General features: G+C 67.5%; 23 protein-coding genes. 10 read left to right on the plus strand and 13 right to left on the minus strand.

Annotated features, from left to right (window positions below; genetic code table 11):
- Positions 1-6: 6 nt before the first annotated feature.
- Entirely contained in the window at positions 7-639 is a 633-nt protein-coding gene (locus tag BLW05_RS00080; protein WP_093158170.1) for a Crp/Fnr family transcriptional regulator, read from the plus strand.
- Positions 640-655: 16 nt separating this feature from the next.
- On the opposite strand, the gene BLW05_RS00085 is transcribed toward BLW05_RS00080, so the two are convergent.
- From BLW05_RS00085 to BLW05_RS00100, 4 genes are all read right to left on the minus strand, one after another.
- On the minus strand, positions 656-1,954 hold the full coding sequence (locus BLW05_RS00085; protein ID WP_093158172.1) for an MFS transporter: 1,299 nt from the start codon (positions 1,952-1,954) through the stop codon (positions 656-658).
- A gap of 83 nt (positions 1,955-2,037) precedes the next feature.
- Positions 2,038-3,063 carry an ABC transporter permease gene (locus BLW05_RS00090; protein WP_093158175.1) on the minus strand — a complete coding sequence of 342 codons (1,026 nt, stop codon included), beginning with the start codon at positions 3,061-3,063 and terminating at the stop codon, positions 2,038-2,040.
- A gap of 7 nt (positions 3,064-3,070) precedes the next feature.
- The gene (locus BLW05_RS00095) at positions 3,071-3,844 is read right to left on the minus strand and encodes an ATP-binding cassette domain-containing protein (RefSeq protein ID WP_256329921.1); all 774 of its coding nucleotides are present in this window, start codon (positions 3,842-3,844) and stop codon (positions 3,071-3,073) included.
- Positions 3,841-4,833 (minus strand): substrate-binding domain-containing protein, encoded by a 993-nt coding sequence (locus tag BLW05_RS00100; RefSeq protein WP_093158180.1) that lies wholly within the window; start codon positions 4,831-4,833, stop codon positions 3,841-3,843. Before BLW05_RS00100 ends, BLW05_RS00095 begins: the two co-directional genes overlap by 4 nt.
- Before the next feature lie 197 nt (positions 4,834-5,030).
- On the opposite strand from BLW05_RS00100, the gene BLW05_RS00105 reads away from it, so the two are divergent.
- Entirely contained in the window at positions 5,031-5,813 is a 783-nt protein-coding gene (locus BLW05_RS00105) for a transporter (RefSeq protein ID WP_256329923.1), read from the plus strand.
- Positions 5,814-5,820: 7 nt separating this feature from the next.
- Here the strand turns inward: BLW05_RS00105 and BLW05_RS00110 are convergent, their stop codons facing one another.
- Positions 5,821-6,867: a DMT family transporter gene (locus BLW05_RS00110; protein ID WP_093158182.1), complete on the minus strand. Its 1,047-nt coding sequence runs from the start codon at positions 6,865-6,867 to the stop codon at positions 5,821-5,823.
- Between the two features lie 66 nt (positions 6,868-6,933).
- Here BLW05_RS00110 and BLW05_RS00115 point away from each other — a divergent pair, with 66 nt between their 5' ends.
- From BLW05_RS00115 to BLW05_RS00140, 6 genes are all read left to right on the plus strand, one after another.
- Positions 6,934-7,929, plus strand: a complete 996-nt coding sequence (locus tag BLW05_RS00115; RefSeq protein WP_143044747.1) for a chromate resistance protein ChrB domain-containing protein — start codon at positions 6,934-6,936, stop codon at positions 7,927-7,929.
- A 14-nt stretch (positions 7,930-7,943) separates the two neighbouring features.
- Positions 7,944-9,116 (plus strand): chromate transporter, encoded by a 1,173-nt coding sequence (locus BLW05_RS00120; RefSeq protein ID WP_371126903.1) that lies wholly within the window; start codon positions 7,944-7,946, stop codon positions 9,114-9,116.
- A 148-nt stretch (positions 9,117-9,264) separates the two neighbouring features.
- On the plus strand, positions 9,265-9,891 hold the full coding sequence (locus BLW05_RS00125) for a superoxide dismutase (protein ID WP_177142557.1): 627 nt from the start codon (positions 9,265-9,267) through the stop codon (positions 9,889-9,891).
- Positions 9,892-9,906: 15 nt separating this feature from the next.
- Entirely contained in the window at positions 9,907-10,569 is a 663-nt protein-coding gene (locus BLW05_RS00130) for a rhodanese-like domain-containing protein (RefSeq protein WP_093158190.1), read from the plus strand.
- A gap of 5 nt (positions 10,570-10,574) precedes the next feature.
- On the plus strand, positions 10,575-11,618 hold the full coding sequence (locus BLW05_RS00135) for a Cj0069 family protein (protein WP_093160300.1): 1,044 nt from the start codon (positions 10,575-10,577) through the stop codon (positions 11,616-11,618).
- A 69-nt stretch (positions 11,619-11,687) separates the two neighbouring features.
- The gene (locus tag BLW05_RS00140) at positions 11,688-12,983 is read left to right on the plus strand and encodes a lytic murein transglycosylase (RefSeq protein ID WP_093158193.1); all 1,296 of its coding nucleotides are present in this window, start codon (positions 11,688-11,690) and stop codon (positions 12,981-12,983) included.
- An 18-nt stretch (positions 12,984-13,001) separates the two neighbouring features.
- On the opposite strand, the gene BLW05_RS00145 is transcribed toward BLW05_RS00140, so the two are convergent.
- A complete protein-coding gene (locus BLW05_RS00145) occupies positions 13,002-13,817 on the minus strand; it encodes an isocitrate lyase/PEP mutase family protein (protein WP_093158195.1) in 816 nt (271 codons plus the stop codon).
- Positions 13,818-13,911: 94 nt separating this feature from the next.
- Here BLW05_RS00145 and BLW05_RS00150 point away from each other — a divergent pair, with 94 nt between their 5' ends.
- Positions 13,912-14,550 carry an MliC family protein gene (locus BLW05_RS00150; RefSeq protein WP_256329925.1) on the plus strand — a complete coding sequence of 213 codons (639 nt, stop codon included), beginning with the start codon at positions 13,912-13,914 and terminating at the stop codon, positions 14,548-14,550.
- Positions 14,551-14,557: 7 nt separating this feature from the next.
- Here BLW05_RS00150 and BLW05_RS00155 read toward each other — a convergent pair whose 3' ends face one another.
- The 7 genes from BLW05_RS00155 to BLW05_RS00185 all read right to left on the minus strand — a co-directional run bounded on the left by BLW05_RS00155 (position 14,558) and on the right by BLW05_RS00185 (position 22,889).
- Positions 14,558-15,007 (minus strand): hypothetical protein, encoded by a 450-nt coding sequence (locus tag BLW05_RS00155; RefSeq protein WP_143044749.1) that lies wholly within the window; start codon positions 15,005-15,007, stop codon positions 14,558-14,560.
- Positions 15,008-15,124: 117 nt separating this feature from the next.
- Positions 15,125-16,345 carry a serine hydrolase domain-containing protein gene (locus tag BLW05_RS00160; protein ID WP_093158200.1) on the minus strand — a complete coding sequence of 407 codons (1,221 nt, stop codon included), beginning with the start codon at positions 16,343-16,345 and terminating at the stop codon, positions 15,125-15,127.
- Between the two features lie 85 nt (positions 16,346-16,430).
- Positions 16,431-17,249 (minus strand): formate dehydrogenase accessory sulfurtransferase FdhD, encoded by an 819-nt coding sequence (gene fdhD, locus BLW05_RS00165; RefSeq protein ID WP_256330030.1) that lies wholly within the window; start codon positions 17,247-17,249, stop codon positions 16,431-16,433.
- Positions 17,250-17,308: 59 nt separating this feature from the next.
- Entirely contained in the window at positions 17,309-19,633 is a 2,325-nt protein-coding gene (locus BLW05_RS00170) for an FdhF/YdeP family oxidoreductase (RefSeq protein ID WP_093160307.1), read from the minus strand.
- An 87-nt stretch (positions 19,634-19,720) separates the two neighbouring features.
- The gene (locus tag BLW05_RS00175) at positions 19,721-21,115 is read right to left on the minus strand and encodes an amidohydrolase family protein (protein WP_093158202.1); all 1,395 of its coding nucleotides are present in this window, start codon (positions 21,113-21,115) and stop codon (positions 19,721-19,723) included.
- Between the two features lie 19 nt (positions 21,116-21,134).
- A complete protein-coding gene (locus tag BLW05_RS00180) occupies positions 21,135-21,887 on the minus strand; it encodes a TSUP family transporter (protein ID WP_093158205.1) in 753 nt (250 codons plus the stop codon).
- A gap of 15 nt (positions 21,888-21,902) precedes the next feature.
- Complete coding sequence (locus tag BLW05_RS00185; protein WP_093158208.1) at positions 21,903-22,889, minus strand: Bug family tripartite tricarboxylate transporter substrate binding protein; 987 nt, start codon at positions 22,887-22,889, stop codon at positions 21,903-21,905.
- 127 nt (positions 22,890-23,016) lie between these two features.
- On the opposite strand from BLW05_RS00185, the gene BLW05_RS00190 reads away from it, so the two are divergent.
- Entirely contained in the window at positions 23,017-23,736 is a 720-nt protein-coding gene (locus BLW05_RS00190) for a GntR family transcriptional regulator (RefSeq protein ID WP_177142520.1), read from the plus strand.
- Positions 23,737-23,746 lie beyond the last annotated feature (10 nt).

Genomic DNA, 23,746 nt, shown 5'->3' on the forward strand with positions numbered 1-23,746 from the left:
CCTCCGATGAGTTCTGCCAGCGAACGCCTGCCGCAAGCCCTGCTCGACGCCATCGCGCCGCGCGGCGTGACCCGCACTTTTCCCGCGCACGCGATCCTCATCAATGAGGGGGATACCACCGATTCGCTCTATATCGTTCTGAGTGGCCGCGTGAAGGTCTATGCCAGCTCGGAGGATGGCCGCGAAGTGGTGCTGACCGAGTACGGCCCCGGTGAATATTTCGGCGAGCTGGCCATCGACGGTGAGAAGCGATCGGCCTCGATCAAGGCACTCGGGCCGTGCACCTGCCGCGTGGTGCAGGGCACCGAACTGAGGCAGTTCCTGCTGGAGCAGCCGGATTTCGCGGTGCACCTCACGCACAAGCTGATCGGCATGGTGCGGCGCCTCACCGACCAGGTGCGCAGCATGGCGCTGCAGGATGTCTACGGCCGCATGGTGCGCGTGCTCACGGAGCTCTCCGACCCCGTCGGCGAGGAGCGGGTGATGCGCAACAAGCTCACCCAGCAGGACATCGCGGACCGCGTCGGCGCATCCCGCGAGATGGTCAACCGCGTGATGAAGGAGCTCTCGGCCGGCGGGTACATCGGCCAGCGCGACGGACGGATGGTGATCCTGAGGAAGCTGCCCGCGGCCTGGTAGCGTCCGGCTGCGGTGCCTAGGCCCGTGCCCCCTCGGCACCGAGCTCCGCGCGCTTGTCGTGCCCCACGACGAGCACGAGGCCGATCGCCACGACAGACAGCGCAGCGAGGAACAGCACCGCGTAGAAGTCGTTGCCCATCCGGTCCTTGAGCACCCCGAAGATCGTCGGCCCGATATAGCCGCCGAGGTTGCCGATCGAATTGATCCAGGCGATGCCCGCTGCCGCCGCGACGCCGCTCAGCAGGGCGGTCGGCACGGTCCAGAACACCGGCAGCGCGGAGAAGATGCCGACCGCGGCCACGGTGACTGCCGCCATCTTGGGCACCGGCGAGCTGATCTGCGCCGCGGCCACCAGTCCGAAGAAGATGCAGGCCAGCGGAATCAGCAGGAACAGCTTGCGTTCGCGCCGCGCATCGGACCAGCGCGACCACAGCACCATCGCGATCGACCCGACGAGGTACGGAAACGCGTTGATGAAGCCGATCTCCACATTGCCTAGCCCGCCGAAGCCCTTGATGATCTGCGGCAGGAAGAAGCTGAGCCCGTACAGCGGCACCGTGATGCCCATGTAGACGATGCCCAGCGAGATCACCTTCCAGTTGAGCAGCGCCTGCTTCCACGAGATGCTGTGGATCGACTCGCGATGCACGCGCTCGGCATCGATCCTGCTCTGGAGCCAGCCGGCCTCTTCGGCCGTGAGCCACTTGGCATCCTTCGGACGATCCGGCAGGTAGAAGAGCACGACGAAGGTCAGCACGATGGCGGGAATGGCTTCGAGGATGAAGAGCCACTGCCAGCCACGCATTCCCCCGAACCCGTCCATGTTGAGGATGTAGCCGGAGATCGGCGAACCGATCACGGTCGAGATCGGCACCGCGAACATGAACCAGCCCACGATGCGCGCGCGGTAGGCGGCGGGAAACCACAAGGTCAGGTAGAAGATCACGCCCGGAAAGAATCCGGCCTCCGCGATGCCGAGCAGGAAGCGCACGACATTGAAGCTCGTCGCGCCGCCGACCCAGGCCTGTGCCATCGAGAGCACGCCCCAGCTGAGCATGATGCGTGCGATCCACCGCCGCGCACCGAAGCGCTCCAGCGCGAGGTTGCTCGGCACTTCGAACAGGAAGTAGGCGATGAAGAAGATGCCCGCGGCATTGCCGAACACGGTGGCGCTGAAGCCCAGGTCCTTCGACATCGACGCGCCGGCGAAGCCGAGGTTCACGCGGTCGAGGTAGGCGATGAAGTAGCTGACCATCAGGAGCGGCAGCAGCCGCCAGCTGATCTTGGAGATGGTGCGTTGCTCGATCGAGTCCATGCTGTTGTCTGTCTCTTTCTGTGTTGTTGACGCGTGGGAGCCGACGTTTATACATCGGCGACGCATGCGGCGCAGACGCGCGCTCAGTCGTTCGCGCCGCGCGCGCGAAGGCGGTCGAACAGCACCGCGACGATGATGAAGCTGCCGACGAAAGTTCCCTGCCAGAAAGTGCTGATTCCGAGCAGGATCAGGCTGTTTCTGATCACCTCGATCAGCGCCGCGCCCACGACCGCGCCGAATGCGGTGCCGACGCCGCCCGCCAGGTTGGTCCCGCCGATCACCGACGCGGCGATCACCGACAGCTCCATGCCTTGCCCGAGGCTGGTGGTGACCGTGCCCAGCCAGCCGACTTCGAGGATGCCCGCGATGCCCGCGCAGAAGCTGCAGAACATGTAGACGCTGACCTTCACGCCCTTCACCGGCACGCCGGTCATCGTCGCCGCGCGTTCGTTGCCGCCGATGGCGTAGAGATGACGTCCCCATCGCGTCCAGCGGAACACGATGCTGGCGATCACCAGCAGCACGACGAGAAAGATCACCGGACTCGGAATGCGTATCGGGTCCATGAGGGGCAGCGTCAGGTTCACGAAGCCGCCGCCGAGCGCGAGGAGCCTGGGCTGGTCGGGCCCGAACTCATACACCATGCGGTTGTTCGACAGCACCATCGCGAGGCTGCGCGCGATCGACAGCATGCCCAGCGTGACCACGAAGGGCGGCACGCCGACGTACGCGATCATGAGGCCGTTGAAGGCGCCCACCACCAGCGACGCGCCGAGCGCCAGCGGCACCGCCAGCCAGATCGGCATCCCCGCGTGCATCGTCATGCCGATCACCATCCCCGAGAGCACCAGCACGGCGCCCACCGAGAGGTCGATGCCGCCGGTGATGATCACTGCCGTCATGCCGATCGCGATGATCGCGACGAAGGCAAAGTTGCGCGTGACGTTGAACAGGTTCTGCTGCGTTGCGAACACATCGCTCGCGAACGAGAGCACCACGAATGCCGTCACGGCGGCCACCGAAACCCAGAAGGTCTGCTGGCTCACCAGCCAGCCGAGCCAGGTGCCATGGGCGCGGCGGTCGATGTGTTCTTCGAGCGTCGCGGCCATGGGTTCCCTAGGCAGATTCAATTGCGCCGGTGATGAGGCCGGTCACTTCTTCGGGCGAGCTCTGCGCAATCGGCTTGTCGGCCACCTTCGCGCCGCGGCGCAGCACCACGATGCGGTCGGCGACCGCGAAGACGTCGGGCATGCGGTGGCTGATCAGCACCACCGCAATGCCGTGATCGCGCAGGCGCCGGATCAGGCTCAGCACCTCGGCGATCTGCCGCACGCTGATCGCGGCGGTCGGTTCGTCCATCAGCACGATGCGCGGGTCTGCGAGGCGGGTTCGCGCGATCGCCACCGCCTGCCGTTGGCCACCGGACATGCGGCGAACAAGGTCGCGCGGCCTCGTCTCCGACTTCAGCTCGGCGAAGAGCTCGCCGGCGCGCAGGAACATCGCGCGGTAATTCAGCATCTTGAACGGGCCCACGCGGAACGTCAGCTCGCGGCCGAGATACACGTTCTCTGCGGCCGTGAGGTTGTCGCACAGGGCCAGGTCCTGGTAGACGATCTCGATGCCTTCGCCGCGCGCGTCGGCGGGCTTGTGGAAGAAGACCTGGCGGCCTTCCATGCGCACCGTTCCGTCGCTCGGCGGATAGTTGCCCGCGACGATCTTCACCAGTGTCGACTTGCCGGCCCCGTTGTCGCCCATCAGGCCGACGACCTCGCCGGCCCGGAGCGACAGCGACACATCGTTCAGCGCCTGGATCGCACCGAAATGCTTGGAGATCCGCGAGAGCTCCAGCACGGATGGCGCCGTGGCCTCGCCAGTCGATTGGCCGGTCACTTCGCCGGGCACTTGTCCAGGTTGGTCGGCACGCATTCGTCGAGGCCCGTGTAGAGCGGGTCCGCGACCTGCTTGCCGTTGATCAGGTCGATCAGCACCACCGGCGCGCGGTGACCCATCTCGAACGGGCGCTGGCCGATCTGCGCATGGCTGCGGCCAGCCTTGAGCGCATCGAGCTGTGGCGGCAGCGTGTCGCCCGCGATGATGATCAGCTCCTTGGACTTGAGCTTGGGCATCACCTGGTCGGTCACCTGCGCATAGGCCTGCGGGCCGAACTGCGCCCAGCCGCCCACCAGGATGAAGGCATTGAGCGTCGGGTTCTTGGTGAACACATCGGACATCTGCTGGTTCGCGAGGTCGATCTGGTCATTGGTGAAGAGCGGGCAGCCGGCGATCTCGGTCCAGCCGCCTTCGCCCTTCAGCCGGTCGATGCCTTTCTTGCCGCTGACGGTGTCGCGGAAGCCCGCCGCGCGCGCATTGATGTTGTCGGCCGCGACGTTGCCGAGCTGCATGCACACCGTGCCGCCCTTTGGATTGAGCGCCTTCAGGTGCTTGGCCATCAGCACGCCCATGTCGTAGTTGTTGGTGCCGAGGTAGGTCTTGCGCAGGGCTCGATCCGATGCCGCGAGGTCGGCGTCGATCGTCATGATCGGCATCTTCGGGTTCTTTGCCTTGAGCATCGTCGCCATGGCCGGTGCGTTCGACGGCGAGATCGCGATGCCTGCGACACCCTTGTTGATGAGGTCCTCGACGATCTGGACTTCGCCGGCTTCGTCGGCGCTGGAGGCGGGGCCGGTGTAGAGGCAGGTGTATTCGGAACTCGCGTTCTCCTTGTTCCAGAGCGCGCAGCCATCGCCGAGCACCGTGAAGAAGGGGTTGTCCAGGCCCTTCACGACGACGGCCAGAGTTTTCTTCTGGGCCATGGCCGGCGCGGCGGCGAGGAGGGCGGCGAGCAGGGTGCCTGCGACCATGAGAATCGACTTTTTCATTGCGTCTCCTTCGTTGTGGATTTGCACTGTCGAGATCTCCTGTGCCACTGGCAGCCGCAGCGGCATCTTCCGGGGAGCTGTCGCGGCCCAGGAGGAAAGCGACTATAGGACTCGCCTTCCCCTGTGTCGAGTCGGCGCCGCCGGCAGCCGGGGAGTACACAATCGGCGGTCAAACTCGAAGGTCAACGGTCCTCAGCGTGCAAGCCAGACTTCATCACCTCCCGACTCGACTGGCACTGGCCGCGCTGGTCTTCTGCACAGTTGCGCACGCCGCAGACGACGACGGCGGTCCGCCCATCACCCCTTATCGCCCCTCCGTCTCGAGCCCCGCGCAGCTGCCGGCACCGGGCCAGCTCGAACTCGAACTCGGCGGCCAGCGCAGGAGCGACAGCCAGTCGCTGCGCAACAGCGCGCCTTACCTGTTGAAGCTGGCCTTCGACGACAAGTGGGGCGTGCTCGTCGGCGGAGAGGCCTATGTCTCGCAGCATGGCGATATCGGCCAGTCGCAAGGCGTGGGCGACACCGTCCTGACTTTGAAGCGGGCGTGGGTCGTGGACGATGCAACCGCGTTCGGCATGGAGTTCGACGTCAAGCTGCCGAGTGCCAACGACGTGATCGGCAGCGGCAAGACCGACTACACGATCAACGCCATCTTCAGCCGCAACCTCGGACCGGTGCACATGGACGCCAACCTCAACGCGACGCAACTGGGCCAGGCCGATCCCGGCAGCTCGCACACGCAGATCGGCGCCTCCGCCGCGTTTTCGACCTTGTGGTCAGGGCCGTGGGAGCTGACCGGGGAAGTCTCGGGCACCCACCGCAATGGCGCCGACAACGGCGTGCAGCTTCTTGCGGCGCTCACTTTCAGTCCGACCAGGCGGCTGACTTTCGACGTGGGCGTCGCACGTTCGTTTCGGCCCCGGCCCGCGGCGACGATGCTGTTCACTGGCGTCGTGCTGCCGGTCGCGCGCCTTTGGTAAGTGCGTCCTATGAATGCTCGTGCGTGTGATGTGCATCCGGCACATGCGCGTGCGAATGCCGCAGCGGCTCGTGGCGATGCGGGTGGCTGTGCGGGCCTGAGGGCATCGGGTCGTGTGTGTGCGTGTGATGCCCGTCGTCATGCGAGTGCGCATGTTCGTGCTCGAGTTCGAGGTGATCGTGTTCGTGACCGTGCGACTCGGCCAGGTGAAGCACGACGCCCGCGAGCATCAGCGCGCCGCCGATGGCCATGCCGGTGCTCAGAGACCGGTCGCCGAGTGCGATGGCGCCAACGGCGCCGATGAAGGGGGCGAACGCGAAGACCGAGCCGGTGCGCGCAGCGCCGAACGCGCGCTGGGCGAGCAGATAGAGCCGCAGGCTCAGGCCGTAGCCGCTCGCGCCGATCGCGAGCAGTCCGAGCGCAGCAGGCCAGCCCGGCATCGGCTCGCCGGCCACGATGGCGAGCGTGGCTGTGATCGTGGCGCCCATCAGCGATTTGCCGAACACCACTTGCCCGGGATCGCGTTCTGCCAGCGGGCGTGACAGCGTGTTGTCGACGCCCCAGGCCGCTGTGGCGCCGAGCACCGCGAGCAGGCCGAGCCCCTGCATTCCGCCGGTCAACCCTCGATCGAGCACGAGCGAAATGCCGCCGGCGAGCAGCAGGAGCATCGCCATCCACACGCGGCGATCCATCACCTCGCGGTACAGCAGCCGGGCGAGCAGCGCGGTGAACAGGGCTTCGAGTGCCAGCATGAGGGACGCGCTGGTGCCGCTCGTGTGCTGCAGGCCCCAGGCGAGCGCCACCGGCCCGATGCCGGCGCCGAAGAGCGCCATGAGTGCAAGGCGGCCCAGATCGCTGCGTTGCACGGCTGCCTCGCGTTCGACCGGCTGGCGCAGCAGCGCACCGATGATGGCCGCGCCGGCATAGAGCAGTGCTGCGGTCGAGAACGGCCCGAGCCCGGCGCCGGCACGCTGGACGAACGGCGTGCTGACGCCGAAGAGCGTCGCTGCAAGCAGCGCGAGAAGGGCGCCGCGAACTGCGGGCAGATTGCTCATTGGAGTCGATCCAGCGTCAGGGTTAATTTGATGTCATAGACTCTACATCGATGTAGGATTATCTACATGAATACAACGGGCCTTTCGTGGTTATTGCTGATCGTCTCGTTGCCGACCTCGAGCGCGACGGCGCGCATGCGGGTCTGGCGGGGACTCAAGGCACTCGGGTGCGCAGCTTTGCGCGACGGTGCGCATCTGCTTCCCACGCGCCCTGAGCACGAGCAGGCCTTGCAGGAGCTCGGCGACGAATGCCTGCGCGAAGGCGGCAGCGCCTGGCTGATGTCCGTATTGCCTCGGTCCGACGAGGACGCCGTGGCCTACCGCCATTTGTTCGATCGCAGTGACGACTACGTGCAACTGCGCAAGACCTGGAAGGAAGCGAACGGCGGCCTCGCAGCGATGGGGCCGCAGGAGCTCGCACGCCTGCAGCGCAAGCTCCAGCGTGAGTTCGATGCCGCGCGAGCGATCGACTTCTTCCCGGGCGATGCGAGCGCAGAGGCAGAGGCTGCATGGAACGACTTCAACAAGCGCATCGAGTCGCTGCTTTCACCCGACGAACCGCACGAGACGGAAGGCGGCATTCCGCGGCTCGACATTGGGGACTACCAGGGCCGTCTGTGGGCCACGCGTCGCCGCTTGTGGGTCGATCGTGTTGCAAGCGCCTGGCTGATCCGCCGCTTCATCGACCGGGACGCCCGATTCCAGTGGCTGGCCAAGCCGTCGGACTGCCCGAAGCGCGCACTCGGCTTCGACTTCGACGGCGCAGCCTTCACGCACGTGGGCGATCGGGTCACCTTCGAAACGCTGCTGGCAAGTTTTGGCCTGGATGCCGATCCGGCACTCGTGCGACTCGGTTCCATGGTCCACGCGCTGGACGTCGGCGGCGAACCGGTGCCCGAAGCGAAGGGTTTCGAAGCCGTGATGGCGGGTGCGCGCGAGCGTCTGGCAGATGACGACGCACTGCTGGCCGACATGAGCACGGTACTCGATTCGATCTATGCGCACTTCCAGCGCGAAGTCCAGCGAAACAACGCAAGCAACGACAAGTCGGGAGCGAAATGACCGAGATGAACGAAATGACTGAAATCAAGCCCTCGCAGCCCAGCTATTCGATGTGGCAGCTCGTGCGCTACATGCTCGCCTTGGGCACTTGGGGATTCGGTGGGCCCGTCGCGCTGGTCGGCTACATGTACCGTGATCTCGTCGAGAGACGGCACTGGATCTCTGAAGGCGACTACAAGGAAGGCATGGCCCTGGCGCAACTGATGCCCGGGCCGCTGGCCGCACAGCTGGCCATCTATCTGGGCTTCGTGCACTACCGCTTTGTTGGCGCGACTCTGGTCGGCCTGGGGTTCGTGCTGCCTTCGTTCGCAATGGTCGTCGCGATCGGAGCGGCCTACAAGGCCTACGGCGGCATCGGATGGATGCAGGCCGTGTTCTACGGCGTCGGCGCGGCGGTGATCGGGATCATTGCCATGAGTGCCTACAAGCTCACGACAAAGAATATCGGCAAGGACAAGCTGCTGTGGGCCATCTTCCTGGTGAGCGCAGCGGTCACGGTGATCACCAAGTCCGAGATCGTGTGGATCTTCCTTGGCGCCGGCGTCCTGGTGTGGCTGTGGCGTGCGCCACCGAAGTTCCTCTCTGGCGGTACGGTGAACAGCATCGCAGCGCCCCTTGCGGCGTTCTTCGCGATCGATGCGCTCGACTGGCACAAGCTCGGACAGCTCGGCGCGTTCTTCGCCTATGCCGGCAGCTTCGTGTTCGGAAGCGGCCTGGCGATTGTGCCGTTCCTCTATGGCGGCGTGGTCCAGGAGCACCACTGGCTCACGGACCGTCAGTTCGTCGATGCCGTGGCCGTCGCGATGATCACGCCCGGGCCCGTCGTCATCACGACCGGGTTCATCGGCTTCCTGGTTTCCGGCTTCTGGGGCGCGGTGGTCGCGGCTGCGGGCACCTTCATCCCGTGCTACCTATTCACCATTCTTCCCGCGCCGTACTTCAAGAAGCACGGCAAGCGCCCCGGCATCGTGGCCTTCGTCGACGGCGTGACTGCTGCGGCCATCGGGGCCATCACTGGAGCGGCGATCGTCATCGGCCAGCGGTCGATCACCGATCTCCCCACGGCCGCCCTGGCACTGATCACCGTCGGTGTCCTGTGGCGCTTCAAGAAGGTGCCGGAGCCCGTCGTGGTTGTCGTCGCCGCGCTTGCAGGACTGGTGCTGTATCCGTTGGCCGCCCACCCGTGACATCAATCCATGAGGAGCCGGCATGCATTTGGAGACCATTCCTTCACGCCGCGAGTTCATCGCGGCGACGGCCGTCGGCGCCGTTGCGCTGACCGCTGCCAGCGCGGTCAGCGCGGCAAACACCTCTGATCCAACCAAGGAGACCGCCATGATCACATCGCCTGCTTTCCAGGCCAGCGACGCCTTGAGGCCGCTGCCGTTCGATCCGAGCAAACTCAACGGCCTCTCCGAGCGACTGGTTCGGTCGCATTGGGAGAACAACTACGGTGGCTCGGTCAAGGCGCTGGTCGTCGTCAAGAAGCGTCTGGCCGACGCGATGGGCGAAAAGGATCTTCCGCCCTATGTCTACAACGACCTCAAGCGTGAGCATCTGGTGCGCACGGGCTCGGTAGTGTTTCACGAGCACTATTTCGACAACCTCGGAGGCAATGGAAAGGCCGGCGCACAGGAACGGCAAACCATCGGTCAGGCATTCGGCAGCTTCGACAACTGGGAAGGGGAGTTCCGTCGAATCGGTGCGGGCCTCGGAGGGGGATCGGGGTGGGTCGTGCTCGGATTCAACCTCCACACGCGCCAACTCGAGAACTACTGGATGGCAGACCACGCACACGGGCCGGCGGCGACCGTACCAGTGCTCGTGATGGACATGTACGAGCACTCGTACCAGATGGACTACGGCGCTGCGGCCGCGAAGTACATAGATGCGTTCTTCGAGAACGTGAACTGGGATCGGGTGGCCGCACGACTCGCAGCTGCGAGTGCCATCAAGACATGACACAGGGGAGCCGACATGGACGCGCGCGTATCTCCGCTGAACGAGCTTCATTTCGGGAGCCTCGGAGGCGACGGCATCACGATGGAACCCGCGATGAAACTTGCCCTGGAGGCGAACTTCGGCAGCTTCGAGGGCTGGCGTGACGCGTTCGTTGCCAGCGCAAGGGCGCACCGCTCGGGCTGGATGCTGCTCGAATTCGACCCGCAGAAAGGCACACTCGCAAACCAGTGGACGGGCGACGAGGTGCGTTCAGGTGGCGTTTCAATCCTCGCGCTCGACATGCGCGAGCAGATGGATGCCTTCATGGCCAATATCGACTGGGCTGTCGTCTATCTGCGCTACCAGACGGCCGTGCACGAGGCGAGCGAACCCTACGTTGCGGATATCGACTCATTGCTCGGGGCGGTCGTGCTTGATGTTCGGCGCGCGGGTGTCTTCGAGCAGGCGGACTCGCTCATACCGGGCGCGAAGTGGCGTGACCCCAAGGCGGTTGGCGAATGGGTTCATGACCTACCTTCCGGACGGCCGGTCGTCGTCTACTGTGTCTACGGGCATGAGGTCGGGCGCTCCACCGCGATGCGACTGCGAGCGGCTGGCGTCGATGCGCGCTTTCTCGGTGGCGGCATCGACGGCTGGCTCACGGCGCGTCGGCCCGTCGTAGCAAAGCAGCGAGGATGAACGTCATGTTCGCCACACGCCAAATGTCCGTGGCCTTGCTCTATCCGGGCGATCGGGCGGCGCGCGACCGCAGCGATCCCGCCGAAAGCCGCTTTGCGGCACTGTTCGCTGCCTTTGCGGCTGCAGGGGTGGCGGCGCAACCGGCTGTCTACCACGACGACTTTGCCGATGAGGTTGCCGCGCAATTGCGACGGGTCGACGCGGTGCTCGTCTGGTGCAATCCGGTCGAGGGCGGTCGAAGGAGGGATCGGCTGGACGCCATCCTGCGCGAGGTGGCGCGGGCGGGCGTCCTCGTCAGTACCCATCCGGACACGATCCTGCGGTTGGGTACCAAGGACGTGCTGGTCGACGTCCGCGATCTGCCCTTCGGCAGCGATGCCGTCCGTGTGGACAGTCTCGGGCAACTCGCTGCCGAATTGCCCGATCGACTTCGGCGCGGAGCGCGAGTGCTCAAGCAGTATCGGGGGCACAGCGGCATCGGCGTGTGGCGGGTGGAGTGCATCGAGAACTCGTCGCTGCTTCGCGTTCGGCATGCGCAACGCGGCAGCGAGGAAGAGCAACTCGCGCTTCCGGCATTGCTCCAGCGCGTGGCGCCGTACTTCGAGTCCGCCAACGGCGGCCACATGATCGACCAAGCCTGGCAGCCGAGACTGGTCGACGGCATGGTGCGGGCCTATCTCGTCGAGGACCGTGTGACCGGCTTCGGGCATCAGGCGATCAATGCCCTGTATCCGGCGCAACAGGGGGAACCGGCGCCGTCGCCCGGGCCGAGGCTCTATCACGACGCCGGCATGCCGCAATTCCAGGTGCTCAAGCGGCTGCTCGAAACGCAATGGATCGGGCTGCTGCGAGATCGCGTCGGATTGAGCCCCGCACAGTTGCCTCTGCTCTGGGACTGCGACTTCATGTTCGGCGAGCCGACGGCGCAGCAGGCCGAGCGCTATGTGCTCTGCGAGATCAACGTCAGCAGCGTGTCGCCGTTCCCGCCGTCGTCCATCGATCCGCTTGTCCGCGCCGTGATCGCGCGACTCGCGTTGCGAGGTGCCTGAGCGGCTCCGCGTTGCGGTGGAGGCGCCATCCGCAATGGGGAGCGCGCGCATCGCGAGAGAATGCGCAGGATGCAGAGAACCAACGCCTCATGGCTGAGTCAGGCTCGGCGCACCGTCTCCGTCCTTGCGATCGCGACCCTTGCGGGTTGCGCCACCCAGCAGCCGCCCGTTGCGCCGGCCGCGCCTGTCCAGCCGATGCCGGCGCGGCCGCAGGCGCCAGCGGTCACGGGCCAGCCCGGCTCTGAACAGGGGTTCGCCCAGTGGGTCCAGGACTTTCGCGCCGAGATGCGCGCGGCCGGCGTCGGCGAAGCAGCACTGCGCGATGCCTTTGACAACGTGCAGTACCTGCCGCGCGTCATCGAACTCGACCGCGCGCAGCCCGAATTCGTCCGCCCCGTCTGGGACTACCTCGACACGGCCGTGTCCGCGCAGCGGGTCGCGACCGGCCAGGAAAAGCTCGCGCAGATCCGCGCGGCCGCGGATGCGGCATCGGCACGCTACGGCGTGCCGGCGGGCATCATCGTGGCGATCTGGGGCATCGAGAGCAATTACGGCAGCAACTACGGCAACACGCCGGCGATCGATGCGCTGGCGACGCTCGCCTACGAAGGCCGCCGTCGCGACTGGGCGCGCGGTGAATTGCGCGCGGCGCTCAGGATCATCGAGAACGGCGACATCGATCACGTCCACATGATCGGCTCGTGGGCCGGCGCGATGGGGCAGACGCAGTTCCTGCCATCGAACTTCCTGCGCTATGCGGTCGACGCCGATGGCGACGGCAAGCGGGACATCTGGGGCAGCATGGCCGATGTCATGGCGTCGACGGCGAACTTCCTGGCGAGTTCCGGATGGCAGCGCGGGCAGCCCTGGGGCGCCGAAGTGCAATTGCCTGCGGGCTTCGACTACAGCCGAGCCGATTCGAGTCGGCGCCAGTCGAGTGGCCAGTGGGCCGCCGAAGGCGTGCGCACCATGGACGGACGGCCGCTGCCCGAGTTCGCCGATGGCGCGATCCTGCTGCCGGCCGGCGCGCGCGGGCCGGCGTTTCTGGTCGGGCCCAACTACCGGGCCATCCTGCGCTACAACAACTCGGACAGCTACGCGCTTGCGGTGAGCCTGCTCTCGCAACGCCTGGAAGGCGGCCCCGGCGTGCAGACGCCATGGCCGCGCGACCTGACGCCACTCACGCGAAGCCAGGTGCGCGAGCTGCAGACGGCGCTGAACCAGCAAGGGTATTCGAGCGGCGAGCCCGACGGCCTGCTCGGCCCGGCGACCCGCGCCGCGGTGCGCAACTATCAGCGCAGCGCGGGCCTCGTCGCCGATGGCTTCCCCACGCTGGAGCTGCTCAAGCGCCTGCAGGCGCCATGAGCCCACGCATCGTCCGGATCAGCGGAAGAGGTCGTTGAGTTCCGCGCCCGAGGCCGCATCGGCGAAGCCGTCGAACCGGCCTTCGGCCAGCGTGCGGGCCGCGCGCATGAAGCCGCCCCATGCCGCACGCGCAAGCGCGCCGCCGACGCTCACGCGCCGCACGCCGAGTGCCTCGATGTCCTCGAGGGTGAGATCGCTCGTCGAACCGACCAGCAGATTGACCGGCTTCGGCGCGACCGCGGCGACCACCGCCGCAATCTGCTCGCGTGTGCGAATGCCGGGCGCGTAGAGGCAATCCGCGCCTGCGTCGGCATAGGCCTTGAGCCGCCGGATCGCATCGTCGAGATCGGGCCGCCCGGCGAAGAAGTTCTCGGCGCGGCCGACGAGCAGGGTGTCGCCGCCTTCCTGGTCGATCGCGCCGCGCGCTGCGCGCAGCCGCGCCACGGCGACATCGAGCTCGAACAGCGGCGCCGCCGGGTCGCCCGTGGAGTCTTCGATCGACAGGCCCGCAACGCCGGTGTCGATCGCCATGCGCACGCTTTGCGCCACGCCTTGCGGATCGCGCGCGAAACCGTTCTCGAAATCGGCGTTCACCGGAAGATCGGTCGCGGCGACCATCTGGCGCAGATGCGCGAGCACCGCCTCGCGCGTCTCCGCGCCGTCGCGCCGGCCCTGGGACCATGCGTGGCCCGAGCTGGTGGTCGCGAGCGCCTTGAAGCCCTGGCTCTGCAGGAAGCGCGCGCTCCCGACATCCCATGGATTGGGCAGGATGAAGCAACCCTGTTCATGAAGGGCGCGGAAGGCCGCGCGCTTGTGTGCAACCGTCAGTGTCATGGAGTCCCGCCTCGCCGAATATGATGGCCCGCCGATCCCGCAGGTGCGGGCTTCGATTGTGGATCGCCGGCGCGAAGCCGGAAAGGACTCTGGGATGCACGCCAGCCGTTGGGCTCTTGCCGCGATGGGTTTCTGTCTCCTGCTTCCCGCGGCACCGCCGGCCGCGGCGGCGTCGCCGAGCTTCAGTTGCGCCAGGCCGTCGGGCGCGGCCGAGGAAGCCGTCTGCAAGGACGACATGCTCGCGGCGCTCGATCGCGAGACCGCGCGCCTCTACCGATTGGCGGTGGGCACGCGCGATCTCGGCGCGAAGGAAAAGAAAGAGCTCATCGCCTACCAGCGCGGATGGTTCAAGGGCCGCAACGATTGCTGGAAGGCTGGTGACGCGCGGGCCTGCATCCGCGACAGCTACATGGTGCGGATCGGCGAACTGAGAACCCGCTTCGCAGCGGCACGAAGCGGGGACACGCAGGGCGTGAGCCTCGGGCCGGCTTCGGTGCGCTGCCCGGACGGCCTGAACATCAAGGCGACCTTCGTGAACGTGGAGCCGCCGCTCGCGCTGCTGGCGCTGGACGCCAACAACCTGGTCCTGACCATCGCGCGTTCCGCATCCGGTGCGCGCTACACCGCGACAACGCAGCAGGGCGAGGCGCTCTTCTGGCAGAAGGGGCCGGAGGCGATCGTGCAGATTCCCGGTGGGAAGGAGCAGACCTGCAGCGTGGCCGGTCTGCGCTGAGCGCGGTCTATTCGAGTTCGTGCACCGTTTTCCGCAACGCGCGCAGTCCTGCGTTGCGCGGCGGCTTGCGTGCCGGGGCGCTTTCCTGGCCGTTCCAGGCGATGGGATGCCGCAGCCGGGCTTCGATGGCGCGCCGGCGACGCTCCTTGCGCGACTCGATCGAATCGATGAAGGCCACGATGAGCAACCCGACGATCGAGGCGACGCAGGACACGAGCGCGACGACCATGATCAGGAGCTGGAAGTCATAGAAATCGACGTCCATCGCTGCCATGCGGGTTCCCAGCGCGTCCGCCAGGGTGTCCGACGATTGGGGAGAGAACCTGATGCCCTGCGGGAAGCGCACCTCCAGGGTGATCATCGCGAGCATGAGCAGCAGGGAGAGCGCAGCGGTCCAGGCGAAAAAGCGCCGATAGCCGTGGCGCATCTCCAATGTCGAGGTTTCCATGACACTCATCACGCACTCCACCGATCCTGCGGAAGCTCGCAGAGAAAGGTTGTGATGCCATGCGCTCCGTCCGCTTGTCGGACGAAGCCTGATGCATCTGTGCGTGAAGAAGCGTTACGACCGCACTCACTGAGCCGCCGGACTTGCCCTTGCCGCGGCTTCGTCGTCGATGGCCTTCTGGACGGCCTTGTAGAACACCTCCCGCGCCTCGACGTCGGCCCGGTTGTTGGCGCCTCCGGCCCAGTCGCTGTTGGAAGCGATCACCAACTGGCGCTTCGGGTCGATGAAGATGCCCTGGCCGAAGATGCCGCGCGCCGCGAAGCTGCCGTCGTCGTAGGTCCACCACTGGAAGCCGTAGCCGCGGCCCGGCCGCCCGATGTCGGCCTGCCGCGTCGTTGCCTGCGCCAGCCAGTCGTCCGGCACGATGGGCTGGCCGCCGACCTTCGCGCCGCCGAGCACGAACTGCCCGAAGCGCGCGAAATCGCGTGTGGCGGCCTGCAGGCAGCAGCCGCTGATTTCCTGGCCGGTGCGGCTGAGGATCCAGGTGGCCTGCTGTTCCATGCCGGCAGGGATCCAGATCTTTTCCGAGAGGTAGCTGGCGAGCGGCTTGCCGGTCGCGCGGTTCAGCAGGATGCCCACGAGGTTGGTTTCGCCGGTGCTGTAGTTCCACCGGGTGCCGGGCGGGGCGGCGCGGGGGAGCTTGCGCAGGTAGCTCACCAGTGCATCGACGCCTTCCTCGGGTTGGTGGTTGTTGAAGCGGGCGACATCCGAATTCGGATCGCCGTAGTCCTCGTTCCAGCGCACGCCGGAGGTCATGGTCAGCAACTGCCGGATGCTGACGTCGTCATACGCCGAGCCCTTCATCTCCTTGATGTATTCGCTGACCTTGTCGTCGAGGCTGCGGATGTGCCCGTCGCGCACGGCAGCGCCGAGCAGCGTCGAGGTCATGGACTTCGCGACCGAGAAGCTGGTCCAGCGCCCCTCGCGGTCGAAGCCGAGGCCGTAGCGCTCCAGCCGCAGCTTGCCGTCGTGCAGGATGACGATCGCGGCGCTGCGCTGTTGCGCCATGTAGGCGTCGAGGTCCACGGGCAGCGCCAGCGGCGGACCGGGCGGCAGGGGCGAGGGCGTGCCGCCGGCGGGGACGACGCGGGCCTTGGCGAGGATCGGAAGCCGGTCGAGCGCGCGGAACGCCGCATCGCGCTGCGGCTGGCTCCAGAACAGCACGTCGCGGTTGGTCGGGAGCGTGGCGAGCAGGCCGCGCGTTTCCTTGTCCAGGCTGAACCAACCCGCTGCGCCGGCCACGACGGCCACTGCCAGCGCTCCGAGAACGACCTTGCCAAGCTTCATGCTGCCTATCCTTCGTTGATGTGATGTGCAGCGGATTGGACATCAATCGGCTCGATGCGCCATCCGCATCGGCCCGATGGCTGGGTCAGAGGACGGCGGGGCCCGGCGCGTACAGCACGCCGCGCGGCGCACGGCACAGGCCCCACAGGCGCAGCCCGGAAAGCTGAGCCACCTGCACGCCGGTCGCGGTCGGAGCCGAGATGGTCGCCAGCGCCGCGATGCCGAGGCGGGCGCACTTGCGCACCAGTTCGTGGCTCGCGCGGCTCGACATGACGACGAAGCCGGGCTCGCTGAGCCGGCCCGCGCGCGCGAGCGTGCCGAGCAGCTTGTCGAGCGCGTTGTGGCGTCCGACGTCTTCGAGCACGTCGGTGAGCTCGCCGTTCAGCGTGGACCAGCCGGCGGCGTGGATCGCGCCGGCCTCGGCGTTGAGCACCTGTCGCGCGGGCAGTGAAGCGAAGGCGCGGAGGACCGTCGGCAGGTCGACGCGGTCGATCCACGCGCGCCGCGCGACCGGGGAGGGCGCGAGATCGAGCGCCGCGAAGCTCTCGACCCCGCAGATGCCGCAGCCCGTGCGCCCGGCCATGCTGCGCCGGCGGCCCTTGAGGCGCTCGAAGCAGCGGGGCGAGATGTCGAGGCGCACCTCGATGCCGTCGAGGCCTTCCGGCAGCCCGGAATCCGCGGCATCGACGACGCGCACTTCGATGTCGCGGCAATCGCGGACATGGTCGATGAACCCTTCGCTCAGCGCAAAGCCGAGCGCGAACGATTCCAGGTCGGCAGGCGTGGCCATCATCACCGCGTGCGAGATGCCGTTGAAGACCAGCGCCACCGGCACTTCGGCGGCCAGCGTGTCGTTGCAGTGGCGGCCGGCGGCGGGCGCGCCTGCTTCGCCGACCACGTGCACCGGATGCCGCGACAACGGCGGCGCAAGCTGCGCCAGCGGGATGTCGTCGATGAGCGCGCTCACACCGTCACCTCGTCGGCGGCCGCTTCGGGCTCCGGCGCGAGTTCGTGCAGCGTCAGGATCACCGGGATCGACTTGGACGCCGGCGTGCCGGCATTGCGCGCCACGGCGTCGAGCGGCACCAGCGGATTGGTCTCGGGGTAGTAGGCCGCGAGATTGCCGCGCGGAATGTCATAGGCCACCAGGCGGAACCGGTCCGCGTGGCGCTCCTCGCCGTCGTCCCACACGGTGCGGATGTCGACCCAGTCGCCGTCCTTGAAGCCCAGCGCGCGGATGTCATCCTTGTGGATGAACACCACGCGGCGCTGGCCGAACACGCCGCGATAGCGGTCGTCGAGCCCGTAGATGGTGGTGTTGTACTGGTCGTGGGAGCGCGTGGTGAGCAGCGTGAAGACGATCGCGTCGCGCACCCGTTCACGGGCGAGGTGCGAAGGCGTGTCCTGCGGCACCGCATGCGCCGCGAAGCTCGCCTTGCGGGTGGGCGTTTCCCACACGCGTTCACTCGCTGCGTTGCGCAGGCGGAAGCCGCCGGGCACCGACACGCGCCGGTTGAAATCGTGGAAGTCGTCGAACACCGCCTCGATGCGGTCGCGGATGCGGCTGTAGTCCTCGATCAGCCAGAGCCATGGCGTCCGGCTGCGTTGGCCGATGGTCGCAGCCGCGAGTCGCGCGACGATGGCGGGTTCCGACAACAGGTGCTCCGATGCCGGCGGATTGATGCCGCCCGAGATGTGCACCATGCCCATCGAGTCCTCGACAGTCACGCCCTGCGCGCGGCCGGCCTGCTCATCGATCTCGGTGCGGCCGAGGCAGGGAAGGATCAATGCCTCGCGCCCGTGCACCACGTGGCTGCGGTTGAGCTTGGTCGTCACGTGCACCGTGAGATTGCATTTCTGCAGCGCCTTCCAGGTGGTCGGCGTGTCGGGCGTGGCCGCTGCGAAGTTGCCGCCGAGTGCGAAGAAGACCTTGCCTTTGCCGGCGAGCATGGCGCGGATGGATTCGACCGTGTCGAAGCCGTTGTCGCGCGGCGGCTCGAAGCCGAACACGTCGCGCAGGCGATCGAGCAGCGCGGCGGGCGGCTTTTCCCAGATGCCCATGGTGCGGTCGCCCTGCACGTTGCTGTGGCCTCGCACCGGGCAGGGGCCCGCGCCTTCGCGGCCGATGTTGCCGCGCATGAGCAACAGGTTGACCAGCATCTGGATCGTCGCGACCGCGTGCACATGCTGCGTGATGCCCATGCCCCAGCAGACGATCGCGCGCTGCGCGTGGCGGTACACATCGGCTGCGGCGCGAATCTGCGCCTCGCTGAGACCGGATTCCTGCTCCAGCAGCGGCCACGATTCGGCGCGCAGGTCGGCGGCCAGTGCCTCGAAGCCGGTGGTGTGCTCCGCGATGAAGGCATGGTCCAGCACCGCGTCCCCCGCATCCTCGCGCTCGACGAGGTGCTTCATCATCCCCTTGACCACCGCGAAGTCGCCGCCCACGCGGAGCTGGAAGTAATGCGTGCTGATGGGTGTCGAGCCCATCGTCGCCATCTCGAGCTTGTCTTGTGGATCGGCGAAGCGTTCGAGCCCGCGCTCGCGCAGCGGATTGAAGCTGACGATCTTCGCGCCACGTCGATGGGCCGCACGCAACTCACCGAGCATGCGCGGGTGGTTGGTTCCCGGGTTCTGGCCGAAGATGAAGATCGCATCCGCCTTCTCGAAGTCATCGAGCGTGACCGTGCCCTTGCCCACGCCGATCTGCGGACGCATGCCGCTGCCGCTGGGCTCGTGGCACATGTTCGAGCAGTCGGGGAAGTTGTTGGTGCCGAACTCGCGCACGAAGAGCTGGTAGAGGAAGGCGGCCTCGTTGCTCGCACGGCCCGAGGTGTAGAAGATCGCCTGGTTCGGATCGGGCAGTGCGCCCAGATGGCGCGCGATCAGCGCGAAGGCGTCGTCCCATGCGATGGGGCGGTACTTGTCGCTTGGGGCGTCGTAGACCATCGGGTGCGTCAGGCGGCCCTGGTCTTCGAGCCAGAAGTCGCTCTGCCTGGCGAGTTCGGCCACGGTGTGGCGGTCGAACAGTTCGGGGCCCGCGCGGCGCGCGGTGGCCTCGGCCGCGACGGCCTTCACGCCGTTCTCGCAGAACTCGAAGCTGGATGCGTGATTGCGGTCCGGCCAGGCGCAGCCGGGGCAGTCGAAGCCGTCGGGCTGGTTGGCCGAGAGCATCGTGCGCGCGCCCTTGATCGGGATGTCCTGCTTGAGCAGCGTGTTGGTGACGCTGCGCAGCGCGCCCCAGCCGCCGGCCGGCCCCTTGTAGAAGGCAATTCGTTGTTCCTGCATCCGGCGAGTTTTCAGAAACCACCGGTGCAGCGTCAAATTGAATCGCGACATGCCGCGATTCAATTTGGAAATGATCGAGGCGGGACGCTACTTCGCTTGCTGCGCCCTGTGCGTGTCGGACACCGGATGAACGCGCTGGATCGGCGCGCGCTGCACGTCGCGGCGGGCAATGTCCGCGACTTCGCGCATCAGGGCGCGCGCATCCCAGTCGACCGGCCAGCCCTTCCACAGCCGCATGGCGCCGTTGACGAAGACGGCAGCGATCTGGTCGCGGTTGGCAAAGCGCACCAGTTCCCAGCCCAGGTCCCAGCTCGGCACGAACTCCGGCACGTCGAGGTCGACCAGCAGGAAGTCCGCGGCCAGGCCCGGCGCGATGCGTCCGGTCACGCTGCCCAGGCCCGCGGCCACCGCGCCGCCGTGGGTGGCGTGGTCGAGCCAGAGCCAGCCGCCGCCGCAGGACGAGTCCCCGTTGGCCAGGCCGTGCGTCAGGCGCTGCGTGGCCTCGGCCGCGTCCATGAGGCGGAAGCCGTCCGCGCGCGTTCCGTCGGTGCCCAGGCCGAAGGGCACGCCCAGCATCGCAATCAGCCCGGCATCGAGCACCGCATTGCCCTTCCATTGGCTGGCGACGGGGTTGTAGGCAACGGCCGCGCCGCTGTCGCGCAATAGGCCGATCTCGCGAGGCGTGAGCAGGGTCGCATGCGCGAGCAGCGCCGATTCGTTGAGCGCGCCGCATGCATGCAGCAGTTCGAGCGGCCTGAGACCGCGTGCGACCAGCGATCGCTCGACGGCGGCGAGGTGCTCGTTGACGTGGGTCTGGAAGCGCCGGCCGCTCTCCCGGGTCAGCGCGGCCACCTCGCGCAGCATGCGGTCGGTCGCGGCCTCGGGGATCGAGATCGCCAGCGAGGGGTGCACGAGCGGATCGTGTTCGAGCTGCGCCAGGAAGCCCTGCGCTGAATCGAGGATGCGACGAGCAGCCGCCTCGTCGCCTTCGAGTCCGGCGTCGTTGCAGATCTTGCCGAGCACGCAGCGGATGCCCACGTCACGCACTGCGGAGGCGACTGCATCGAGTCCGGCTTCGGAGCGCGTGCCGGCGTCGACCACCGTGGTGAAGCCACCCCGCAGCGATTCGAGCGCTGAGAGCTTGGTCGCGAGATAGGCCGCGTGCGCGTCGAGCACCGACTCCATCGGCACCCAGATGCGGCGGAAGATTTCCGACGGCTCGCCGAAGGCCAGCGCCTTGCCGAAGGACTGGGTCAGGTGGGTGTGGGTGTCGATGAGGCCCGGCATCAGCAGGTGCTGCGGCAGCGCCACCGGCGCGAGCGAGGGGTGCGCCGCATGCACTTCGGCCAGCGGGCCCACCGCGAGGAAGCGGCCGCCACGCACGACCACCGCCATGTCCTGGCGCGGGCCTTCGGAAAGCATGAGCCACTCGGGCGCGAGCAGCAGGTCGCCGGAAGTGTTCAGGTGTTCGCGTGAAAGCATGATGGATCCGGGTGAAGGTTCATGACAGCAGCAGCCAGGCGAACCAGGCGCCCACCGACAGGAGGAGCAGGGAGACCAGCCGCTGCAATTGCAGCCGGTCGAGGCGGGCTGCCGCGCGTTGGCCCGCGATCGAGCCTGCGAGCATCAGGAGGCCGGCAAGCAGGGCGAGGCGCGGTTCGAGCCGGCCTTCGATCGCGTGCACCGTGCTGCTCGCCAGAGCCACCGGGAGCTGGATCGCTTGCGCGGCGACCACGGAAAAAGGGAGCGGCTGCCCGAGCAGCATGAGCAGCGGCAGCACCAGCACCGGCCCGCCGGTGCCGGTGAGCGCGGAGCCCATGCCCACGAGCGTGCCGACGGCGAACAGGGCAGCCGGTGCAAGCCGCACTTCGGCATGCGTCGCCGCGGTCGCCGATGCGCGCAGGCCGCGCCAGCCGGAAAACAGGACCAGCACGGTCACGCCCGCCATCAGTGCGGTGCCGGGCATCCAGCGCACCAGGAAAGCCCCTGCGCCCGCGCCCAGCAGCGCACCGCCCAGCAGTGGAGCGCAACGCGCCAACAGCGCCGGCTCGCGGCGCAACGGGCCGAGCGCGACGAGCGCCGGCAGCGCGAAGCCCAGCGATGCGGCGGCGATCGCCTGCGGCAGCGGCACGCCACCGAGCGTGGTGAGCACCGGCACCAGCAGCACGCCGCCGATGCCGGTGGCGCCGATCAGCGCGCCGGCCAGCACGATGGCGGGCAGCACCATCCAGGCGCCGGTGAGCGTGAGGGGCATGCGTCGGTCTTCCGCTTATTCGGCCTTGATGCCGGCGGTCTGCACCACGCCCGCGATGGCCTTGCGCTCCTTCGCGAGGTATTCACCGAAGGCGGGGCCGCGGATCAGTTGCGGCTTCACGGCCACGTCGGCGAGCTTGCGCGCGATCTCGGGGTCCTTGATGGTGGCATCCAGCGCGGCCGTCCAGGCGGCGATCACCGCGGGCGGCGTGTTGGCGGGGGCGAGCACGCCGAGCCAGGAGTCCATCTCGAAGTCCTTGAGGGCCGGCGTCTCCGCCAGCGTGGGAATGTCGGGCGCCGAAGGCGAACGCGCCGGCGAGGTCACGCCGAACGCCCGCACCTTGCCTTCCTTGATGAAAGGCTGCGCCAGCGTCAGCGGCAGCACCGCGAGGTCGACCTGGCCGCCGGCCACGTCGGTCAGCACCTGCGGGCCTGACTTGTAGGGCACGTGCACGATGTCGATGCCGGCGCGTTGCTTGAACATCTCCGCGGTGATGTGCAGCGAGGTGCCGACGCCGTCGGTGCCGAAGTTGAGCTTGCCCGGCTGGGACTTTGCGAGCTGGATGAGTTCAGCCGCGGTGCGAGCGGGCAGCGCCGTCTTGCCGATCAGCACGAAGGGGGAGGTGCCCACCGTCGCGACCGGCACGAAGTCCTTGAACGTGTCGTAGCGAACCGCCGAGGGGGCGACCAGCGGCGCGACGTTGAGCGGACTGGCCACCGCGAAGAGCAGCGTGTAGCCGTCGGCGGGCGCGCGCGCCACCTTCTGCGTGCCGATGGTGCCGGCGGCGCCGGCGACGTTCTCGATCACCACCGGCTGCTTCAGGATCTCGCCGAGCTTGGGCGTGAGCAGGCGTGCCGTGGCATCGACGCCGCCGCCGGCCGAGAACGGCACAATCAACGAGATCGGCTTGGTGGGATAGCCCTCGGCCTGGACGGCCCCGGCAGTGACGCCGAGCAAGAGCGCGGCAGCGAAGGAGCGAAGGCGGATGTGGGTAGCAGGCATGGTTTATTTCCTCGAACGATGAATGAACGAAAAGAAAAAGCACCCAGACGGTGCGAGAGAATACTCGTTATGACAAGTTATAACAAGTCATGCAAGCCGCATGCCAGGGACGCCATCGGGGTCCGCCATGTCTGAGCTGCCTCAGTCGCTGCATGCCCAGCTGCGCGACGCCTTGCGCGCGCGCATCCTCGACGGACGCCTCGCGCCGGGCGCCAAGCTGCCGTCGGAGTCCGAGCTCACGGCCGAGCACGGCGTGAGCCGGATCACCGTCCGCCAGGCGCTCGGTGCACTCCAGTCGGAGGGCCTGATCGTCAAGCTGCACGGAAAGGGTGCGTTCGTGTCCCATCCGAAGGCGGCGCAGAGCCTGAACCGGCTGGAAGGGCTGAACGAAGCGCTGGCGATGGAGCAGCACTCGGTGAGCAGCAAGCGCCTGATGTGGCGCGAAGTGAAGGCGCCGGCCGCGGTGGCGCGGCAGCTGGGGCTGCCGTCCGGCGAGAGCGTCTACCACCTGCAGACGCTGCGCTACCTCGACCGCAAGCCACTGTCGGTCAACAACTCGTACCTGCCGCGCTTCCTGGGCGAGAAACTGTCCCGCGTGGATTTCTCGCAGCGCGACCTGATCGACGTCTTCGAGCACGAGGGCGGCCTGAAGATCGGCGAGGCGCAACTGGCGATCGGCGCCGGCCTTGCGCGGCCGCAGGAGGCGAAGCTGCTGCATCTCGAACCGGGTGCGCCGGTGCTGGAGGTGGAACGGCTGCTGCACGTCGCGGACGGCGGGCCGATCCATGTCGAGTTGGCGGTCTACCGCGCGGACACCTTCCGCTACAAGCTCAACCTGCGGCGCTGACCGTCATCAC

It is taken from the genome of Variovorax sp. YR216, assembly GCF_900107745.1.
In the GTDB taxonomy this organism is placed as follows: Bacteria; Pseudomonadota; Gammaproteobacteria; order Burkholderiales; family Burkholderiaceae_C; genus Variovorax.